15 protein-coding genes and 2 pseudogenes are annotated in these 19,383 nt (G+C 70.4%); 7 read left to right on the top strand and 10 right to left on the bottom strand.

The genetic code is table 11. The features are described from left to right. Together ESP51_RS18590 and ESP51_RS18595 are read right to left on the bottom strand one after the other, a co-directional pair. A pseudogene (locus tag ESP51_RS18590) lies at positions 1–509 on the bottom strand (hypothetical protein); the annotation flags it as partial. Positions 510–733: 224 nt separating this feature from the next. Further along, complete coding sequence (locus tag ESP51_RS18595; protein ID WP_129522384.1) at positions 734–1,672, bottom strand: helix-turn-helix transcriptional regulator; 939 nt, start codon at positions 1,670–1,672, stop codon at positions 734–736. Positions 1,673–1,777: 105 nt separating this feature from the next. Between ESP51_RS18595 and ESP51_RS18600 the strand changes: the two genes are divergently transcribed. Next, positions 1,778–2,203 (top strand): VOC family protein, encoded by a 426-nt coding sequence (locus ESP51_RS18600; RefSeq protein ID WP_129522385.1) that lies wholly within the window; start codon positions 1,778–1,780, stop codon positions 2,201–2,203. A 21-nt stretch (positions 2,204–2,224) separates the two neighbouring features. On the opposite strand, the gene soxR is transcribed toward ESP51_RS18600, so the two are convergent. Further along, entirely contained in the window at positions 2,225–2,725 is a 501-nt protein-coding gene (gene soxR, locus ESP51_RS18605) for a redox-sensitive transcriptional activator SoxR (protein WP_129522386.1), read from the bottom strand. An 82-nt stretch (positions 2,726–2,807) separates the two neighbouring features. Here soxR and ESP51_RS18610 point away from each other — a divergent pair, with 82 nt between their 5' ends. After that, positions 2,808–3,329: a flavin reductase family protein gene (locus ESP51_RS18610; protein WP_129522387.1), complete on the top strand. Its 522-nt coding sequence runs from the start codon at positions 2,808–2,810 to the stop codon at positions 3,327–3,329. Positions 3,330–3,379: 50 nt separating this feature from the next. Next, complete coding sequence (locus ESP51_RS18615) at positions 3,380–3,985, top strand: superoxide dismutase (protein WP_129522388.1); 606 nt, start codon at positions 3,380–3,382, stop codon at positions 3,983–3,985. Here ESP51_RS18615 and ESP51_RS18620 read toward each other — a convergent pair. The 4 genes and pseudogenes from ESP51_RS18620 to ESP51_RS18635 form a co-directional block, all read right to left on the bottom strand. Next, positions 3,960–4,418 carry a hypothetical protein gene (locus ESP51_RS18620; protein WP_129522389.1) on the bottom strand — a complete coding sequence of 153 codons (459 nt, stop codon included), beginning with the start codon at positions 4,416–4,418 and terminating at the stop codon, positions 3,960–3,962. The genes ESP51_RS18615 and ESP51_RS18620 overlap by 26 nt on opposite strands. Further along, positions 4,415–4,606: pseudogene (locus tag ESP51_RS21135) on the bottom strand (hypothetical protein); the annotation flags it as partial. The pseudogene ESP51_RS21135 and the gene ESP51_RS18620, both read right to left, overlap by 4 nt. A 73-nt stretch (positions 4,607–4,679) precedes the next feature. Beyond that, positions 4,680–5,606 carry an NAD-dependent epimerase/dehydratase family protein gene (locus tag ESP51_RS18630; RefSeq protein ID WP_129522390.1) on the bottom strand — a complete coding sequence of 309 codons (927 nt, stop codon included), beginning with the start codon at positions 5,604–5,606 and terminating at the stop codon, positions 4,680–4,682. Then, on the bottom strand, positions 5,603–6,259 hold the full coding sequence (locus tag ESP51_RS18635; protein WP_129522391.1) for a MerR family transcriptional regulator: 657 nt from the start codon (positions 6,257–6,259) through the stop codon (positions 5,603–5,605). Before ESP51_RS18635 ends, ESP51_RS18630 begins: the two co-directional genes overlap by 4 nt. A gap of 97 nt (positions 6,260–6,356) precedes the next feature. On the opposite strand from ESP51_RS18635, the gene ESP51_RS18640 reads away from it, so the two are divergent. Continuing rightward, a complete protein-coding gene (locus tag ESP51_RS18640; protein WP_129522392.1) occupies positions 6,357–7,496 on the top strand; it encodes a CapA family protein in 1,140 nt (379 codons plus the stop codon). Position 7,497: 1 nt separating this feature from the next. Here ESP51_RS18640 and ESP51_RS18645 read toward each other — a convergent pair whose 3' ends face one another. The 3 genes from ESP51_RS18645 to ESP51_RS18655 form a co-directional block, all read right to left on the bottom strand. Continuing rightward, a complete protein-coding gene (locus tag ESP51_RS18645) occupies positions 7,498–8,121 on the bottom strand; it encodes a mismatch-specific DNA-glycosylase (protein WP_129522393.1) in 624 nt (207 codons plus the stop codon). A 67-nt stretch (positions 8,122–8,188) separates the two neighbouring features. Next, entirely contained in the window at positions 8,189–8,623 is a 435-nt protein-coding gene (locus ESP51_RS18650) for an SRPBCC family protein (protein WP_129522394.1), read from the bottom strand. Between the two features lie 168 nt (positions 8,624–8,791). After that, positions 8,792–9,073 carry a hypothetical protein gene (locus ESP51_RS18655; RefSeq protein WP_129522395.1) on the bottom strand — a complete coding sequence of 94 codons (282 nt, stop codon included), beginning with the start codon at positions 9,071–9,073 and terminating at the stop codon, positions 8,792–8,794. A 351-nt stretch (positions 9,074–9,424) separates the two neighbouring features. Between ESP51_RS18655 and ESP51_RS18660 the strand changes: the two genes are divergently transcribed. The 3 genes from ESP51_RS18660 to ESP51_RS18670 all read left to right on the top strand — a co-directional run. Further along, positions 9,425–12,547 (top strand): DUF6603 domain-containing protein, encoded by a 3,123-nt coding sequence (locus ESP51_RS18660; RefSeq protein ID WP_129522396.1) that lies wholly within the window; start codon positions 9,425–9,427, stop codon positions 12,545–12,547. A gap of 1 nt (position 12,548) precedes the next feature. After that, entirely contained in the window at positions 12,549–15,986 is a 3,438-nt protein-coding gene (locus tag ESP51_RS18665; protein WP_129522397.1) for a hypothetical protein, read from the top strand. 2 nt (positions 15,987–15,988) lie between these two features. Beyond that, on the top strand, positions 15,989–19,383 hold a 3,395-nt coding region (locus tag ESP51_RS18670; protein WP_206737358.1), incomplete at its 3' end, for a hypothetical protein.

Below are 19,383 nucleotides of genomic sequence, written 5' to 3' on the forward strand. Positions count from 1 at the left end.
TGCTCGGCCTGTGCAGCGGCTTCGGCGGCGGCCTTCGCTGCGGCCGCGGCCGCGGCGGCCTGCTCGGCTGCGACGCGATCGGCCTCGGCCAGTGCGGCCTGCACCGTCGCGGCGTGCGACTTCGTCGTCTCGACGAGATCGAACACCCGCTCGGGTGCGAGCAGCTTGTAGTCGTCGAGGGCGGCGACGGATGACGCGAGCTGCGTGGCATCCGTCTTGCCCTGCGCTGCGGCGATCGTGTCACCGGCGCCGGTGAGCGTGTCTTCGGCCAGTTTCACAGCGCGAGCCTCGAGGATGCCGGCGTGCGAGCCGAGCTGCTCGACGTCGAGGTCGCCGGCGGCGGTGAGGGCAGCAGTCGCCTCGATGCTCTCATTCTGCGCGGCGACCGTGGACTGCACCGCGAAACCGGTGCCGACCATGGCGCCGATCGCGACGACGGCGCCGGCTGCGATGAGGGGCCCACCGCGCCAGCCGCGCCGCGAGTGGCGACGACGGGGACGAACGGCCAAGGGGCCCGTTTCGGGCGTGGGATCTGAGTTCTGAGAGGAAGGAATCTGGTTCTGCATGACTTTCACATGGGCGAGTCGCGCGGCATTCGGGCCACCGGCGACTCTTGATCGGCGTTCCTCGGGCGGGGGCGCCCGGGCGAAGTGGCCAGTCTGGCGAGGACTTCTGGACAGAACCTCAGTTTTCCCTGTGAAAGTCATGCACGCCGAGAACGCGCTCCCACTGTTCAATTGCGTCTGACGAGCTCGGAACCGAGCCGCTTGAGCTCCAGTCGAACCGACTCGGGTTCGACCACTTCGAGGCGGTCAGCCCAGCCGGCGAGCGAGCGCGCGAGCAGCGATTCGGTCGGCGCCGTGACGCGAATCCGGGTGCGTTGTTCGTCGACGGGTTCCGCACTCATCGACCGTTCACCGAAGCGTTCACGAAGGAACGGCAGGATCGCCGTGTCGGCGATCACCACCGCCGACGCGCGTTCACGAAGCTCGTTCACCTCACGCATGACGTGCTCCCACGCGTCGGCGAGATCGAAGTCAGCGGGGCGTTGCGCCGCCTCATCGACGACGTTCGCCTCGACGATGCGATCGACGCGATACGTACGCTCGGCACCGTCGACCGCGCCGAGCAGATACCAGACCTCGTGCTTCTCGACGAGACCCCACGGGTCGACGAGGCGTACGACGGGCTCGCGATCCCAGCCGCGATAGCTGAGCCGCACGCGTTTGCGCTGCACGACCGCCGCCTGCAGCAGCTTCACGATCTCGGGCTGCTCCCGTGGCGGTCTTCCCCATTGCGCCGGGTCGATGACGACGGCTTCGGCGGCGGCCTCGGCCTCGGCGCGGAAGGTGTCGGGCAGCGCGCGAACGAGCTTTCGCAACGCGGACTTCGCCTCGGGAGCGACGGATGCCGCGGGCCCCACGATGAGGAACAGCGCACGCGCCTCGACCGAAGTGAGTCCGCTGAGGTCGGTTCGGGCACCGCCGAGCAATTGCCAGCCTCCGCCGCGGCCGGCTTGCGGGTAGACGGGAATGCCCGCCGCCGACAGCGCCTCGAGGTCGCGGCGAGCGGTGGCGACGGAGATCTCGAGCTCTTCGGCGAGCTCGGCAGCCGTGACCTTCCCGCGAGCCTGCATGAGCAGGAGGGTGGCTACGAGTCGATCGGCACGCATGGTCCAATACTCGCAAACAAAGTAGTCAGGAGGTGAGCACTTATGCGTTCGATACTTGATTCAGCACCACGAAGGCCGAACTCATCGTCAGAAAAGGGACACATCATGTTGCGAGGATTCGCCACCGTCAACTACTTCGCCGCCGATCTCGACGCCGCCACGAAGTGGTACACCGAGCTGCTCGGCGTGCCGCCCTACTACGACCAGGTGCCGGGATACCGGGAGTTCCGAATCGGCGACTACCAGGACGAACTCGGACTCGTCGACGCCGCCTACGGACCTGCCCCCACCGAGAAGCCCGCCGGCCAGGTCATCTTCTGGCACGTCGACGACCTCGACGCCTCGCTCGAGCGTCTCCTGTCGCTCGGCGCCACCCTCAACCAACCGCGTATCGACTACGGCGACTTCAGCACGGCATCCGTCGTCGACCCGTTCGGCAACGTGCTCGGCATCATGTACAACCCCCACTATGCCGAGATCCTGGAACTCGTGCGTCCCGACCGGGCCGGCCTCGACGCGCTCAAGAGCTGAGACGCCTCCTGCGGCCTGCCGTCACGCGGGCCCGGTCGGCCCCAGTCTTCGCGGTCCGACGCCGTCGTCGCCGAGGGCGTCGTCGGGGTTGAGCAGCCCGCACGCCTTCATCGAGAGGCACCCGCAGCCGATGCATCCGGTGAGTTCCCGCTCGAGCCGTTCGAGGCCGCGACGGCGTTCCTCGAGTTGCCGCTTCCAGCGGCGCGAGGCCCGCTGCCAGTCGGCATGGCTCGGCGTCGTGTCGAGCGGAACCGATTCGAACACCGCCTGCACATCGGTGAGCGGGATGCCGAGCCGCTTCGCGACCGCGATGAGCGAGACGCGCCGGAGCATGTGGCGCGGGTAGCGGCGCTGGTTGCCGGCGGTGCGCATCGACGCGATGAGGCCGAGCTCCTCGTAGAACCGCAGCGCCGAGGCGGCGACGCCGGTACGACGGCTCATCTCGCCGACCGTGAGGAGTTCGTCGGGTGCGTGCCGTGCCGATGCGTCGTGCTCTGGGGCGAGCTGGCGCTCAGGCGACATCCGATTCCCTCCGTTTTGACTTCAACCATACTTGAGGTTTTACGTTGGAGGGCATGCGACGAGCGAGTACGGTGATCCCCCGGTGACGGATGCCACGCGAGCGCTCGAATCGACGGCGCTCGCCGAGTCGTTCAAGGCCGCGTTCCGCGCCCAGCCCGCCGGCGTCGCCCTCGTCACGGCGGCAACGGAATCGGGCCCGGTCGGGCTCACCGCGTCGAGCGTGGCGTCGGTAGCGGTCGATCCGCCGGCCCTGTCGCTCTCGGTGACGCGAGCCACCGGGTCGGCGGGCCGACTGCTCGCCGCCAACACCCTGATCGTGCACTTCCTCGCCGACCATCACGTCGACCTCGCACGCGCGTTCGCCCGGTCGGGCGAACCGCGCTTCACGACGGAACAGGGATTCGCGCGGCTCGAGACCGGCGAACCGCTGCTCTCCGACGCCCGCGCAGCACTCCGCTGCCGACCGCTGCACATCGTTCCGGTCGGAAGCTCGTCGCTCGTCATCGCCGAGGTGCTCGACGTGAGCTTCGGACCGCCGTCACCGCCACTGGTCTACCACGATCGTCGATTCCATCGCCTCGACAGCGACAGCCCAGACCTCTGACCACGTCGGCCCGCACTCGGCGGGCCGGCTCGATGAAAGGAAACATCCGGATGCCCACCTACTCGCTGCCCGACCTGCCCTACGACTACGCCGCCCTCGCGCCGCACATCTCGGCGACGATCATGGAGCTGCATCACTCGAAGCACCACCAGGCCTATGTCACCGGTGCCAACGCGGCCCTCGAGCAACTCGCCGAGGCCCGCGAGAGCGGCGACCTCTCGAACGTCAACAAGCTCGAGAAGGACCTCGCGTTCAACCTCGGCGGGCACGTCAACCACAGTGTGTTCTGGCAGAACATGTCACCCGACGGCGGCGGCTCCCCCGAGGGCGAGCTCGCCGCGGCGATCGACGACGGGTTCGGCTCCTTCGACGCGTTCCGCGCGCACTTCACAGCGACCGCCCTCGGCGTGCAGGGCTCAGGCTGGGCGGTGCTCGCGTGGGACGACCTGGGCGCCCGACCGATGATCTTCCAGCTCTTCGACCAGCAGGGCAACGCACCGCTCGGCGTCACGCCGCTGCTGCAGCTCGACGTGTGGGAGCACGCCTACTACCTCGACTACCGCAACGTGCGTGCCGACTACGTGAAGGCGTTCTGGGAGATCGTCAACTGGGCCGATGTGCAGGCGCGGTTCAGCGCCGTTCGGCAGCGCGCTTGACCGCCGACAGGATGCGCCGGGTGGCGAGCACGTGCGCACGGCTGCGGATCACCAGCATCCGATAGATGGCGCCCTTCACCCCCGGGAACTCGGCACGGGTCTCTGCACGAAGGACCGTGCGGCCCGGGGCGACCTCGTCGAGGTGGAAGATCAGGGCGTAAACGGAGAAGAGATGGCGGCCGGCGAGCGCGAGGTGCTGCGGTTCGTCGGCGGCCACGACGTGGAAGCCGGGGAACGCAGAGCCCTCTGACAGCGGTCGAGGCCCGGATGCCGTGGTGTCGACGGCGCGGATCATTCGCGCATACCGGGCGAGCCCCGACGAGCCCGTCGCCTCGAGCACCCGCTGCAGTGAGACCCAGCCGGCCTCGCGGTCGGCCTCGATCGCCACCGAGTGCTCGTCGACGAAGGGCAGGGACGCGGGGGCGAGGCTCACGACTCGATGCTATGCCCGCTCAGGCTCTCGCCACGAGGACCGACCGCGATGAGCTGCAGTTCTCGAAGGCGGCCGTCAGCGGCCACCGCGGTCATGTACGTGCCGGTGGGCTGGCGCCGGCGATCCGTGGGCGATCCCGGATTCAGCAGCCGCATGCCGGCTGGCGAAACGGTGTCCCATGGGATGTGACGTGCGTGTCGGCGAGGATCACGAGGGACGTCGGCATCCCTCGATCATCCTCGCCGACCGCCGCGGCCGCACCTATCGGGTCAATACCGACGCCTGCTCTTGAGCGGCGGCGATCCCTTCCCGATAGGGCGTCGGGGCGATCCCGAACGTCGACTCGAAGGCGCTCGAATCGAACACGTACGGAGCCGTGTACTGGTACGCCATCTCGAGCGACTCGCGCGCCTCAGCGACGAACAGCGCGCCCACTCGCATGGTCGTGGCCGTCATCGTCTTGTGGGCGAGCTCGCCGCCCGTCGCGAGCTCGAGATACTCGGCGCCGGTCAGGGCAGGCGCCGCGGTCGGCAGGTGCCAGGTTCGCCCACGAGCGCGCTCGTCGGTGCCGAGCACCGCGAGCGCTTCGCCGATGTCGGGCGTGTAGGTCATCGAGTGCGGCTGGTTCGAGTCGAAGAGCCAGACCGGCGGCTTTCCCTTGGCGACGTAGTCGAGGGCGAAGGTGTTGAACGCGCTCGTCGCCGCTCCCGGCCCGTAGAAGTCGGCGCTGCGCCCGACCGTGACGTCGAGCCCGCGTTCCCGGGCGACGGCGTCGAGCGTGCCGAGCAGTGACGCGCGCAGGACACCCTTCCTGCTCGAGGGCCGGATCGGCGTCGATTCGGTCATCGGCGCATCCGTTCGGCCGTAGGCATAGACGTTGTCGAAATAGACGAGCCGCGTGCCGTGCGCGAGACACGCATCAATGGTGTTCTGCATGATCACCGGCCAGTCACGACGCCAGACCTTCGTCGAGTACAGGAGACCGACGGTGAGGTAGGCCACCTCAGCACCTTTCACGGCCTTCATGACGGATGCCGCGTCGAGCAGATCAGCTACGACGGACGTCGCCCCGGCCGACACGGACGCGGAGCGGCCGACCGACGAGACGGAGTGGCCTCGGGCGAGTAGCGCCGAAATCGTCTCGCGACCGATGACGCCGTTTCCTCCGAGCACTGCATGGTTGGTCATTTCGCATCCTTTTCGTTGTGGATCGTGGTGTGCACCGGAAAGAGCTCCGCCGTCTCGTTCTCTTGGGCGAGTCGTCGGAGTCCAGCGATGAGGGCATCGCCGAGCACTGTTCCGACCACCATGAGTTCGGCGACGAGCTCGGGGCGATCGCGGGTCGTCAAGGCCGCCAGGTCGGCTCTGGCGATGGTCGCCGCCGCCGAAGCGTAGGCATCGAGGAATTCGTCGGATGGCGCGAAGCCGATGGTCGAGAACGCGTCGAGCGCGCGCGCGGCGACGTCGAAGCCGGGGTTCTCGGCGGTCGTCCTCCAGCCGTGCTCTGTGGACAGAGCCGCGATCCGATCGCGTGATTCCGGCCGTCCTGTGCCGCTCGAAGCGCCGCCGACGCCGAGTGCGTGCTGGGCGGCCTCGAAGGTGTGGGCCAGGGACATGTCATCGGCATCGAGCGTGGCGAGCACCTGCTTCGTGTCGGCTATCGACAAGCCGCCCGTCTCGATGAGCGCCCGCACGAGCTTGACCCGACGCACATGCGTCTCGTCGTAGGCGGTCTGATTGCTCCCCACTCGCTCACCGCTGTGAACGAGTCCTTCGCGAAGGTAGTACTTCATCGTCGTGGCGGTGACGCCGGTTCGCCGGCTGACCTCGGAGATCTTCACTTGCTGATAGTAACACTATCGATAGTTTCAATACCAGTGGGACGGATGGCTCGTGCTCGCGATCTGCTCAGGAAGAGCAAGCGGTTAGAATCGCCGCATGCGAGGGCGTCGGAGCCTTCCCACTCCCGTCACGCTGTTCCTGTGCGGCGATGTCATGCTCGGACGCGGCCTCGACCAGATCCTGCCGCACCCGTCCGAACCGACGCTGCACGAGTCGTATATGCGGAGTGCTGTGGAGTACGTGGCGTTGGCCGAACGTGCATCGGGCGGGATCGCGCGGCCGGTGGCGTTCCCCTACGTGTGGGGCGATGCCTTGGCCGCGTTGGAGCAGCGGCGTCCGGCTGTGCGCATCATCAATCTGGAAACCAGCGTCACCCGCAGCGATCGTCCCTGGCCGAAGGGCATCCACTACCGCATGCACCCCGACAACGTGCCGTGCATCGCCGCCGCCGGCATCGACTGCTGCGTGCTGGCCAACAATCACGTCATCGACTGGGGACGCGAGGGGCTCGTGGAGACCCTCGGAAGCTTACGGCGTGCTCGGATCGAGGTCGCCGGCGCGGGTGCAGACCTCGCTTCGGCACAGGCGCCGGCAATCCTGCCGTTGGCCGGCGAGGCGCGGGTGCTCGTGTTCGCCGCCGCGACCGACGACAGCGGCGTGCCCGAGAGCTGGGCGGCGGGTGCGGATCGCTCTGGCGTGCACCGCCTGCCCGACCTTTCGGCAACGACCGTCTCGCACATCGCCGCCGACGTGCAACGCCACCGGCGATCCCATGACGTGGTGGTCTACTCGCTGCACTGGGGCGGCAATTGGGGCTACGAGATCTCGCCCGAGCAGCGCGCCTTCGCCCACCGCCTGATCGACACGGCCGGCGTCGATGTCGTCTACGGGCATTCCTCGCATCACGCCAAGGCGATCGAGATCTATCAGGACCGGTTGATCCTCTACGGGTGTGGCGATTTCCTCAACGACTACGAAGGCATCTCGGGCCATGACGAATTCCGCGATGATCTCGGGCTCATGTACTTTCCGGTGATCGATGCCGCCACCGGGCAACTGCGTGAACTGAGCCTGGTTCCGACCCGGGTTCATCGACTGCGCGTCAACCGCGCCGAGGGCGTCGATCGCCGCTGGCTGCTCGCCATCCTGCGGCGCGAGTGCGGCAGGTTCGGTTGCGAGGTCACGGATGGCGCTGACGGCGCATTCGCGGTGAGGTGGGGCGCTCATGCGGCATGAATCAGGGCTTGGCGCGCTCGGCCGATGATTGCGTGGGCGTCGCATCCGTCGACTGGGGGTGAAGCGGGATCCCGGCGGCTCGCGCCGGCTCCGCATACGCCCGGGCGAGGTCGGCGACGGTGGCATGGGCGTTCAGTCCGCTCGGGTTCGGCACCACCCACAGCAGCGCACCGCCGATCCGCTCGTCCTGAAGGCCGGCACGCGCCTTCGGGCGATCGAAGCCCGTTCGGTAGGCGGTGAGGCCCACGACCGCGACGACGCGCGGATGCCACCGGGCAACGTCGTCGGCAAGGCGAGCTGCACCATCGCGCAGCTCCGCCCGGTCGAGTTCGTCGGCGCGCGCCGTGGCCCGGTGCACGAGATTGGAGATGCCGATCCCTGCGTCGAGGAACATCCGGCGCTCCTCCTCGGTGAGCCCTGCAGAGAAGCCGGGCACGCGCGGGATGATGCCGGCGCCCGCGAGCGCCGGGTAGAACCGGTTGCCAGGATGAGCGAAATGGGTTCCCGTCGCGGCCGTCCACAGCCCGGGGTTGATCCCCACGAACACGAGCCTCGGATGTTCGGGCATGAGGTCGTCGACGTTCGCCCCGCGGAAGGACTCGAGATCGGCGCGCGAAAACCCCATACAGCGATTGTGCCGTGCGGAGCCCGTGGCGGCGGCGCTGAGTGGCCGAGTCGGAGTCGTGCTCGGGTCAGGAACCGGGCTCGTACTCGGATTCGACGAGCCGCTTGATGGTCTCGTAGCCCTGCTGCACGAGCGGCGTGATCTTTTCGGCCATCGACGGGTCTGCGCCGTAGATGTCCACGTGAGTCGTCAGTCGAGTACGGTTCGGCCCTTCGGCGGTGAGGGTCGCGCGCCCGGTCATCTCGGTCTGGCCGTCGTGGATCTTCGCGCCCATCGCCCGGGGAGGGTCGAACTCGACGATCTCCATGGTCCCTTCGACGAACACGCCGAAGCGGATGTAGCGCCGCTTGATGACGGTGCCGACACCGATCGGACCGCTCGTCACCTGCTCGAGCGACATGTCGGGATCCCAGCGTGGATGATTCTGCACATGATGCACGGCATAGAAATCCCAGACGGCGGCGGCCGAGCGATCGATGGTCGTGGAAACTTCGAACTCCATGAGGGGCCTCCTCCGACGAGGCGATTCTACGCTCGCGGAAGCACCGCGGCACTGGCGGGGAAGACGCTTGGATCAGCGCAACTGCCCGGTATCGGCGGCGAGCGCCTCCCATCGATGAGCATCGAACGACTGCGACGCTGCTCACCCTGCCGATGATGTGCGCGGCATCTACGGCTTCCCTCGCGCCTCACCCGCGAAGTCGGGGTATCCGGCGAATCGTTCCCGGCCCGTCGGCGTGGGGTCGTATCGGACGAGCTCGTTGGCTCGCTCGAGTGTCGCCGCGGAAGCCATCAAGACCTGCTTCGCGGGGTCGACGTCCCACTTGATGACGAGGTAGACGTCGCCACGCTTCACATCCCTGAATCGGCGGATGATCGCCTTGGGATGGGCTGGATCGTTCCGGATGCAGAGCCAGGTGTCGGCGTCGTAACGGATGGGTTTGCGGTCCAATGGTGCTCCTTGCTGATTCGAACATACATTCGAATTCAGGTGTCCGCCACACGAAGAAGCAGGATCGTGTGTGCTGGAGCGCGTGCGCCGCCGTCCAGTCGCGGGAAGCCCCCCGCACGGGGGTGATGCCGTCGCCTTCGAGCGGGTCTACCCTCGGATATGCCGTCGGTTGGGGCGACGGCAGGAATTCGGGGGGATTCCGCGCAATGGTCGCGCGGGTTGCCGACTCTGGGCAGGCCGGCGGAGTAGCGAGCGCGAGCTTGCGGCACTCCGCACGGACGGGCTGAGGGTCCACATGGTGGCGGCACGCGGACGTGCCAACGGCGAAACACCGAGGGCGACGGGCGGCCCATGACCGACATCGGCACAGGATTCATCAGGGGCATCGAGGCGTTCGGGAACTCGCGCCTCGGCGCACTCTCCGGCACGACCTTCAAGGACACGGGATCGTTCCTCGAGTCGCTCGTGACGAGCTTCTCCGCGGGCGAGATCAAGGACCGGTTCGACCAGCTGAAGGCCGACATCGAGGCGGCGACGCCGATCGTCCAGGCGATCGCGAAGCGCATCGAAAACCAGACCAAGACGATCAAGACGAACGTCCAGCAGTCGATCACCGACCTGCAGGACGACGACTTCAACCTCGACGTCGCCGGTCGCGTGGCGGTGCGCATCGGCACCGCGCTCGCGGCGATGGACCAGGCGTACACGATCATCGCCGAAGAGGTCGCGAAGAAGCCGGACGGCACGGTCGACGCGGCCATCCGCGACGGCCTCATGGACCTCTGGAACCCGTGGGCGCAGCCGTGGAAGGACCTCGGCGAGGGTTCGGCGAACCTGCTGAACGCATTCGGCTCGAGCGTGCTCGGCGTCGACGACCTCGTCGACAAGCTCGGCGACGTGCTCACGCTCGACCGCGCCGGCGGGCAGTTCGTGCTCGTGGCGCTCCTCGACGACCTGCCGACCGCGAACCTCGGGGCGATGAAGCTCGACCAGGTGAAGTTCGAGGCGTTCCTCCAGTTCAGCGACCGGGAGGTCGCCAGCCCGACCGAGGCCGAGAAGCCGGAGCTGATCGAACGGAACGGCAAGTGGTTCCGCGGCGACGTCGCGATCCTCGGCATCCGGCTGCGCACGATGCTGGAGCCGGGCATCACGAACGACCCGTTGCTGAAGAAGGTCATGCCGGGCTCGTCGGACCCGAAGACCACCAGCCACACGGCCGTCTCGCTCGACACGGCGCAGGGGTTCTACCTCGGCGACGGCCGCGGCAACGAGCGCGCCGTGCTGCCGGTGCGGTTCTCGTTCCCCGGCGTCGAGCTCCGCGAGGTTGCCCTCGGGATCCTCCGCAACCCCGATCGCGAGGCCACCGGCCTCGAGCTGACCACGTCGATCGCGGCGAAGCTCGGCGACGCCGTCGGCATGCAGGTCGTCGGCGCCGGGTTCATCGTCGACATGAACGGCGTGGCCGACCACCATGTGATGTTCGCCGACCTCCCCGTCACGCCCCGCTGGCCCGACCAGGTCGGCCTGCGGATCAAGGCCGGCCCCGTCACGGGCGGCGGGTTCATCCAGCGGGTCGAGCGCGAGTACACCGCACCCGACGGCACGAAGATCAAGCGCGTCGAGTTCGGCGGCGTCGTGCAGCTCGAGATCCTCAAGGTCGGCGTGTACGCGATCGTCGTGCTCTCCCCCGACCCGTTCTCGCTCGTGCTCGTCATGGGCGTGCGCTTCCCGACGCCGATCGAATTGAGCTTCGGCTTCACCCTCAACGGCGTCGGCGGCATCATCGCCCTCGACCGCGGCATCGACCTCGAGGCGCTGCGCGAGGGAATGAAGACGCACGTCATCGACAAGATGCTGTTCCCCGACGACCCCGTCGCCGAGGCGCCGCAGCTGATCGACAAGGTCGCGCACGTGTTCCCGCCGCGCGAGGGCGCGTTCGTGTTCGGGCCCATCGCCGAGCTCGGCTGGGGCTCGCAGGCCAAGTTCGTCGAGATCAAGGTCGGGGTGGTGCTCGCGCTGCCCGACTTCATGTTCGTCATCCTCGGCTCGCTCCGCGTGCGGGTGCCGACCAAGGAGAAGCCCATCACCGACATCCGCGCCGACGTATACGTCGCGGTCACCGAGGACCACCTCGAGCTGTACGCCCGGATGCGCGACTCGAAGATCGGCGAGATCAAGATCTCAGGCGATCTCGGCCTCTACATCGGCTGGAACGGGGGTGGCGCGTTCGAGCTGTCGATCGGCGGCTACCACCCCGAGTACGAGCAGCTCACGGGCCAGAAGCCGCGGCTGAAGGACCTCGAGCGCATCACGATCGACATCTCGCCGGTCAAGGTGCTGAAGATCCAGATCAAGGCGTACTTCGCGCTCACGGCCGGCAGCGTGCAGCTCGGCGTGCGCGGCGACCTGTGGGCCGACTTCGCGGTCGCGAGCGCGCACGCGTGGCTGCAGCTCGACATGATCTTCGTCTGGTCGCCGCGATTCCTGTTCAAGGTCTCGATCGATGTGGGCGTCGAGATCGAGGTCTTCGGATGCTCCTTCGCGTCGGTGCAGTTCAAGGGCTCCCTCGAGGGGACCACCCCCTACAAGCTCCAGGGCCACGTGCGCATCGACGTCTGGTTCCTGCCCACGTTCGACGAGGACCTCGGGCCGATCGAGTGGGGCGAGAAGCCCCGGCCTCTCGCGCCGAAGGTCGACGCCCTCATTCTCGCTGCCGAGGCGATGCGCGAGGACGACGCCTGGAAGGTCGAGCTGCCCGACCACGCCGCGCAGCTCGTGACCCTCGCCCAGGTCGACGATGTGCCCGGCCGGATGGCGCATCCGCTCGCCGCACTCGAGGTCGTGCAGTCGGTGGTCCCGCTCGGCGTGAAGATCAGCCACATCGGCGAGTCCCCCGTCGAAGCCGACATGGTCACGGTCGGCGACCCGACCACCTCGGCCGGCCAGCTCGCCGCCGTCAGCGAGGCGCGCACCGCGTTCGCACCCGGCCACTACTTCGACGTCGAGGGCGAGCAGCTGCTCGCCCGCTCGGGCTTCGAGGACCTTCTCGGCGGCTGCCGGATGGCCGCTGCCACGACGCCGAAAGTGGGAGCATCCGTCGACACGGACGTCGTCTACCACACGTACGTCCGCAACCCCGACGACCGGCTCGTGCTCACCGAGTTCCTCGGCGCCTTCGAGACCATTTCGACCGTGTTCGCCGGCACGTCGCTCGCCGGCCGCGCCTTCGAGCAGCGCCGGAACCCGTACCAGCCCGTCACCCCGCCCGACGACCCGGTGAAGGTCGCGCCGCACGGGGCATCGATCGTCGCCGACGCGGTGAGCGGCGCCGACCTGCTCTCGTCCGCCTCGATGGTCTCGGGGGCGGGCGCGCTCGCCGCATTCGGGGCGCTGAGCTCGAGCGAGGCGGCGCTCGTCGCCGATGCCGCCGCCGCGGCCGGCGTCCCGACCACCCGACTCATGGTGAGGAGCTGACATGGCCGACATCGACGCCGTGGCGAAGCACGTCGTCGCGCCGCTCGCCGCCACGGTCACCGGCACGAAGCTCGTGCGCGACGCGTGGAAGCTCGACCTCTCGCCCGACGAGGAGTACGTCGAGAGTGAGGTGGCGCTCGAGCAGCTGCAGTTCGCGGCATCCGCGCTCGGCGGGCTCGGCGCCGCGGCGGTCCCGCCGGCGGCCGGGGCGATCCGGTCCACCTCGACGATCACGGTACCGCTCGCCGATAGCGCCGGCGGCAGTGAGAGCGCGTCGCTCACGGTCACGCTGTACGGCCCAGGCGACGTGCGCGCGCTCGACGGCGCTCAGGTGATCCGCCGGTACCCCGCGCCGGGCGCGACGACCGCGGAGGAGACGGTGCTGGCGCACATCGAGTTCGACCGACCCGAGCTGCCGTGGGCGTTCAGCCCAGCAGCGGCCGCCGGGGCGCTCGTGCGGCCGTGGCTCGCCCTCGTCGTGGTGCCACGCGAGCTCGTCGAATGGGAGCCGATCCCGCCGGGCGCGTTCCTGCCGGTGCTGCAGGCGCCGCTCGACCAGCTGCCCGACCTCGCCCAGTCGCACCTGTGGGCGCACGCGCAGGCGTCGCGCAACGTCGCCGCCGACAAGCCGCTCGAGGTGCGCCTCTCCCCCGCGCATGCGCCCATCAACCTGTCGCGGATCATCTCGCCGCGTGTGCTGCGCGACAGCACCGCGTACGTCGCCGCGCTCGTGCCGACGACCGACGCGGGCGTGCGCGGCGGGCTTGGACTGACTGGCGGCACGCTCGACCCGGCGTGGGGGCCCGGGTCCGACGACCCGGTGCGGCTGCCCGCGTTCGACCGGTGGGAGTTCACGACCGGTCCCGACGGCGACTTCAAGGAGCTCGCGCTGCGACTGCAGGGCGTCGTCGCGCCCTACCAGGTCGGCCGGCGGTTCATCGACGCGTCGATTCCCGGCAGACCGCTGCGCGCGCTCGCAACCGACGAGCCGGGCGGCAAGCAGGTACTGCGGTGCGCCCTGTTCTCGCCGACACCGCCCTCGGCGGAGCAGGCCGTGGCCGAGACGGCAACGTGGCCGGACGCGCTCACCGAGGACCTCCGAGAGGAGCTCGACCGCCCCGGCGTGATCGAGCGGGCGGCCGCGGGCGACGGGCAGGCCCCGGCGATCCCCGACCTGCCGATCGTGGGCCCCCGCATCTACGCGAAGCTGCAGCGCGGCGTGGCATCCGTGGCGGGCGACGAGGACGCGGACTGGTTCGCCGAGCTCAACCTGCGGCCGGCGGCCCGTATCGTCGCCGGCCTCGGCACGCGCGTCGTGCAGAAGGACCAGGAACCGCTCATGCAGTCCGCGTGGGCGCAGCTCGGCGAGGTCGAGGCCGCGAACCGCGCGATCGCGCTCGCGCAGCTGGCGGAGCTGCTCGCGTCGCGGCTGCACGCACGCGTCGATGCGCTCGCGATCGATCGGCTCGTGCAGGTCGCCGCGCCGATGTCGACGAGGATCACGCTCGCCGCCGGCACGACGCTGTCGGCCGCCGTCGACCGCAGCGCGACGCCGGCGACCGTGAAGCTCGGCGCGTTCCGGCGGGTCACGCGGCCGGGTGGACCGCTCGTGCGGCGGGCGGATGTCGCGACCCAACGGCGCGCGGGGCGACTCGTGGCGGATGCCACAGGGCTGCGCGACTTCACGCGCGTGTATGCCAACCCCGAGGGTGTGGCCGCGATCTCGGCCGAGGTGCTGCGGACGTTCGACCGCACGGCGGTCGCCAAGGCACTCGACCTCTCGCCGGACGCCGTGCTCGCGCAGCTCGAGCTGGCGACGTCGAAGCTCGAGCTCGGCGGTCTCGCGAGCCACCTCACCCGCCCCGAGCGGTGGGGGGCGATCGACACGACGTTCGAACCGGGCCGCGTGTTCACCGAGCGCTGGGGCGACCGGCTGCTGCGGCGGTCGACGATCCCAGCGCTCGAGGCGGTGCGCGCCGAGCGACTCGGGCCGGTGATCGCCGGGCTCGGGCTCTCGAAGACGGCGGCGGGCACCCACATCGGCACCAGGCTGCAGGATGCGGCGGTGCGGATCAACGACGGACTGATCGACCGGCTCGGGCCGATCCTGCATCCGGGTGGGCCCGGCGGCGGTCCCGTGCGACCCCGCGACCCGGTGCGGCCAAGAGGACACGGCGGCGGCCCTGTGCGACCCGGCGGCCCGGTTGGACCTGTGCACCACGGTGGCCTGCCCGGCCGCGTCGAGCCGGGACGGCCGGTGGCCCGCGAGCCGGGCCGGATCGACTTCGATGGCATCGACGTCCGACCCGACCGCCTCCTCCGCCAAGGCGTGCGCATCGATGTCGGCGTACTGACGAAGATCGGGCAGGTGCAGGGCCGGGAGCGCATCGAGGCCATCGGCAAGCTGGGCGCACACGCCGATCGGAAGCTGGCGCCGGTGGTCGAGTCCATCGGCGGCATCCAGCTCGTCGAGGTTCGCGAGGCGATGACCGAGCTCGTCGACCCCGGCGGCCTGCTCCAGATCATGCCGGTGCCGCACCGCGACCGGCTGAGCGTGACCTCGGCGCAGCTGACGGCCGCGCTCGACCCGCGCGTCACGGTGCGTCAGTCGCTCGAGGGGCGCATCCGGCTCTCCGACCGCCTCGCCGAGCGGTGGCGGCTCAAGCCATTCATTGCGCCGATCATGGCAGCCCCGCGGTTCGACCGGCCCATGTACCGCGCGCTCGACGACTATGACCGCGACTGGCTGGTGCCAGGCCTGGGGCTCCTGCCGGACTCCGATTTCGTGACGGTTCTCTCTACGAACGACGAGTTCATGGAGGCGTTCCTCGTCGGCCTCAGCGACGAGTTCGGCCACGAGCTGCTCTGGCGCGGCTACCCCACCGACCGCCGTGGCACGTATTTCCACCGGTTCTGGAGTCCCCAGCACGACGAGGTGCTGGCGCCCATCCACGCCTTCCCGCGCACGCGACTCGGCCGGCACGTCGCGGTCGGCGGCGTTGCCGCCCCCGACGACGGCGACGACCGGCTCGGCCGCGCGGTGATCGTCGTGCGCAGCGAGCTCGTGCGTCGATTCCCCGACCTCGTGATCCAGGCCATCCGCAACCAGGGCACGCCCCAGGAGCCGGTGTTCGAGGCGCCCGGCAGCCCACAGCAGACGGCGAGCGTGCTGTTCGCCGAGCACCTCGAGCCCGACATCGCGGTGGTCGGCGTCGACCTGTCGGTCGAGGAGCTCGACGGACCCGGCTGGTGGATCGTCATCGCCGAGCACCCGAGCGCGACGCGCTTCGAGCTGCCCGACGGCGAGGAGGCGGCGCCGAACTCGCCCGACCACCTCGGCAGCACGAAGCCGAACGGCGCCGCCTTCGCGCTCGACCGGCTGCACCACCCGACCCGCGTCGCCTTCGAGGCGACCGACCTCATCGTGACGGGAGCGTAGCCATGCCCTTCGAGATCCCCGCCGAGCTTGCCGCTGCACGAGCGGAGGTCGCGCGGCTCGCCGAGGAGCGGCGCGCGCTCATCGCCTCGGGCGGACGACTGTCGTTCGCCGAGTTGGGGCGTGTCGACGTCGGCATCGCCACCGTCATCGACGCGCTCCGCGAGCGGGTCGACCCGTGCGACGCGGCACCCGAGGTGCCGCTCGTGCTGCTGCCGGTACGCGTCGAGACGAAGCTGAAGTCCGGCACGTCGACCCTACGGGTGCGGATCACCCCCGACGAGGTGCACGTCGACGCACTGCTGCGCGCCGTCACACCCGACGAGACGGCCGCGGGTCGCGCCTACTGGACCCGTCGGTGGGACGACGAGGACGATCCCGCCGCGTGGGGCGACCTCGTCACCGCGGTCGGCGCCCGGCGTGCCGGTTGGGTCGCGCAGGCCACCACGCCCGCGAACCTCGCCGATCGCGGCACCGCCGGCAGCGCGCCGGCGTTCCCCGACACCCCCGAGGAGGTCACGCGCGGCACGGTCGCCCGCTGCCTGCCCGATCGGTTCGTCGTGCGCGCGTTCCCGCGGGGCTCGGCGCCGGTCACGGCGCGCGGCGAGACGTTGGCGCGGGACATCCCGATCTCACCCGTCGCGCTCTCGAACCTCGACGAGGTCGCGAGCACCGCGGAGGGGCTGACCATGCCCGCGGGTTCCGAGTGGATCGCCGACTTCGATGCCGCGAAGGCCGCCGGGCTCGGCGTCGAACTCACACTGCCGGCCGGCACACAGGTCGTCGACCGGCTCGTTGTCGTCGGCGTGCGCGGCAGCGCCTCCGAGGACGAGAACGCGGCCGAGCTCGCCGACCTGCTGCGGAGCCACCGGTTCAGCGATGGCTTCGGGCTGCTCGCCCCCGGCACGCCCACGAACAACGCCGACGCCGAGCGGTCGCCGTACCGCGCGTCGGATGCCCCCGGCGAGCCGCCGATCGACACCCCGCCGCCGGGCACGGACGTGCGCGCCCTCGCGGCCGCGCTCGGGCTCGACCCGGTCGCGATCGAGCGCCTGCTCGATCCGGCCGACCCGCGATCGGACATCGACGCGACCGAGCGCGCGGCGAACACCGCGCTGTGGTTCGCGACCTGGGAGCCCGTGCTGCAGCGACTGGACGACGCCGAGGTGCCGGGCGTCACGCCCGCGACGATCGAGTCGGCGCGGCGCTTGCACCGCGACCACGTGCGGGGCGCCGGCCCCGCGCCCACGATCCGCGTCGGCGCCCAACCGTACGGCGTGCTGCCGATCGCCGACCTCGACGCGTGGAGCCCGCGCGGCGGCGACACGACCGCCTCACTCGTGCCAGTCATCCGCCGCACACTCCGCCGCTGGATCGACAGGGCGGCGACGCTACCCCGCGTGCGACCCGGCGATTCGGTAACCGACGAGGCCCTGCTCGACCTGCTCGGCACGAGCCCCGAGGCCGTCGGCGTGCGGGCGAGGCCCGCGGTCGACGGGCCGGACCTCACGCTCTTCGCCGCGGCGACCGGCGCGGGGGCATCCGTCGACGCCGAGGTGCTGCTGAAGCGAGCCGTGCTGTCCCAGTACTCGGTCGATGCGGCCCGGCTCCTGCTGCCCGCGTCGTTGCACGACCAGACCCGCACGATCAACCTGCCCTTCGTCTCGGAGCGGGACGCCGCCGTGGTCGTGGAGATCCTCGCCGACCGCACGCCGCAGGTCGACAGCGTGCTGCAGGCATTGCTCGACCTCGCCTGGGACGACGTGAAGCACCTGCGGCTGCGGGTCGCGCCCGACGAGTTCGTGTCGCCGCTGCTCGAGCGGCTGGAGCTCTCGCCCGACATCGTGCAGCTCGTGCGCGCGGGCCTCGACCGCCCGGAGGGCGATGTCGAGGGAGACGACGCGCGCAATGCCGACGCGGTCTCGGCGCGGTTCTTCGCGGCGGCCGAGTCGGTGCGCGCCGTGCGGCACGTCGAGGGCCAGCCCGCCGAGCAGCTGTCCATCGCGGCGATCGAGCCGGTCGCCGAGGCGCGCACGTCGCTCGCCCAGGTCGCCCTCGACCTCGGCGACGACGCGCACGCGAAGTGGATCGGCTCGCACGCGATCGCGGGGCTGCTCGACTGGTTCGGCGTGCGCGCCGAGGTGCAGGCGGCCATGGTCGCGCTCGCGGCCGCGCCGATCGAGGAGCGCCGGACCGCGGTCGCGCACGCCCTCGATGTCGCCTCGCACCGGGTCGACGCCTGGGCGACGGCGCTCGCCTCGTCGCGCCGGGCGACCCTCGCCGAGGCGAACCCGACCGGCCTCACCCTCGGCGCGTTCGGGTACGTGGAGGACCTGCGCCTGACGCCCGAGCGCGGCGAGCCCGAGGGCTGGATACACGCGCCGAGTACCGCCCACGCCGTCGCGGCGGGCGTGCTCGCGAGTGCGCACCGGTCGAACATCGGCGCGAAGGACGGCGCCCACCCGTTCGCGATCGACCTCACCAGCCGGCGCGGCGCCGACCTGCGGCGGGTGCTCGAGGGCGTGCACGGCGGCCAGCCGATCGGCGCTCTCCTCGGCTACCAGATCGAGCGCGGTCTGGCCGGCACGCAGGCCGCTCGGTTCCAGCTCACGCTGCGCGAGCTCGCGCCGATGGCGATCGACGAACTGGGCAACGAGCTCGGGGCGGTCGACGCCGACGCCGAGCGGGCGCAGGCGCGGGCCGCGGTCGCCGATGTCGTCGACGGTCTGTCGCTGCTGCGCCAGTTCCCGATCACGTCGCTCTCGGCGCCGCAGCCGCCGCTCCGCGCGAAGCTCGCCGCCCGGCCGAAGAGCGTGTTCGTCGAGACCTGGCCGGCCGTCGGCGACGACGAGTGGGCCATGGTCGTGGCGGCGATGACGGCGGCATCCGAGACGCTCGACGCGCTCTCCGACGCGCTGCTCGCCGAGTCGGTCGTGCAGTACTCCTCGGGCAACGCGGCCCGCGCGTCGGCCGCGATGGACGCCATGGGCAGCGGCGCGGGCGTCGACCCGCGGCTCGACGTCCTCGGAGTGCGGGCGCCGACCCGGCAACTCTCGCAGGCCGCGATCGCGGTCGTGCCGAAGGGGGCGATCGGGTGGTCGACCACGCGCCCGCGCACGATCGCCGACCCGCGCCTCGAGGCCTGGGCCGCTCGGCGACTCGGCGATCAGGCCGACGTGGTCGTCGCCGAGGTCGGCGGTACGCGGCACACGCTGGATGCCTCAGGCCTGGCGGCCCTCGACCTCGTCTACGCCGACGACCCGGCAGCCCTCGAGCGGATGCTCCGTGCGGCGATGCCGGCGCTCGGCGACGCCCCGCTCGCCGCCGAGCGCGGTGACGGCTGGCCGGCCGGGCAGCAGCCGCTCTGGCACGTTGCCGCGCTCGCGCAGTCGTTGCGCAC

The sequence above is a fragment of the Agromyces albus genome, assembly GCF_004134825.1.
GTDB classification, from domain to species: Bacteria; Actinomycetota; Actinomycetes; order Actinomycetales; family Microbacteriaceae; genus Agromyces; species Agromyces albus.

Bases quoted from the DNA above. Each gene is read 5' to 3' on its own strand.
- ESP51_RS18595 (WP_129522384.1), bottom strand. From the start codon at position 1,672: ATGCGTGCCGATCGACTCGTAGCCACCCTCCTGCTCATGCAGGCTCGC.
- ESP51_RS18600 (WP_129522385.1), top strand. From the start codon at position 1,778: ATGTTGCGAGGATTCGCCACCGTCAACTACTTCGCCGCCGATCTCGAC.
- soxR (WP_129522386.1), bottom strand. From the start codon at position 2,725: ATGTCGCCTGAGCGCCAGCTCGCCCCAGAGCACGACGCATCGGCACGG.
- ESP51_RS18615 (WP_129522388.1), top strand. From the start codon at position 3,380: ATGCCCACCTACTCGCTGCCCGACCTGCCCTACGACTACGCCGCCCTC.
- ESP51_RS18630 (WP_129522390.1), bottom strand. From the start codon at position 5,606: ATGACCAACCATGCAGTGCTCGGAGGAAACGGCGTCATCGGTCGCGAG.
- ESP51_RS18640 (WP_129522392.1), top strand. From the start codon at position 6,357: ATGCGAGGGCGTCGGAGCCTTCCCACTCCCGTCACGCTGTTCCTGTGC.
- ESP51_RS18645 (WP_129522393.1), bottom strand. From the start codon at position 8,121: ATGGGGTTTTCGCGCGCCGATCTCGAGTCCTTCCGCGGGGCGAACGTC.
- ESP51_RS18650 (WP_129522394.1), bottom strand. From the start codon at position 8,623: ATGGAGTTCGAAGTTTCCACGACCATCGATCGCTCGGCCGCCGCCGTC.
- ESP51_RS18660 (WP_129522396.1), top strand. From the start codon at position 9,425: ATGACCGACATCGGCACAGGATTCATCAGGGGCATCGAGGCGTTCGGG.
- ESP51_RS18665 (WP_129522397.1), top strand. From the start codon at position 12,549: ATGGCCGACATCGACGCCGTGGCGAAGCACGTCGTCGCGCCGCTCGCC.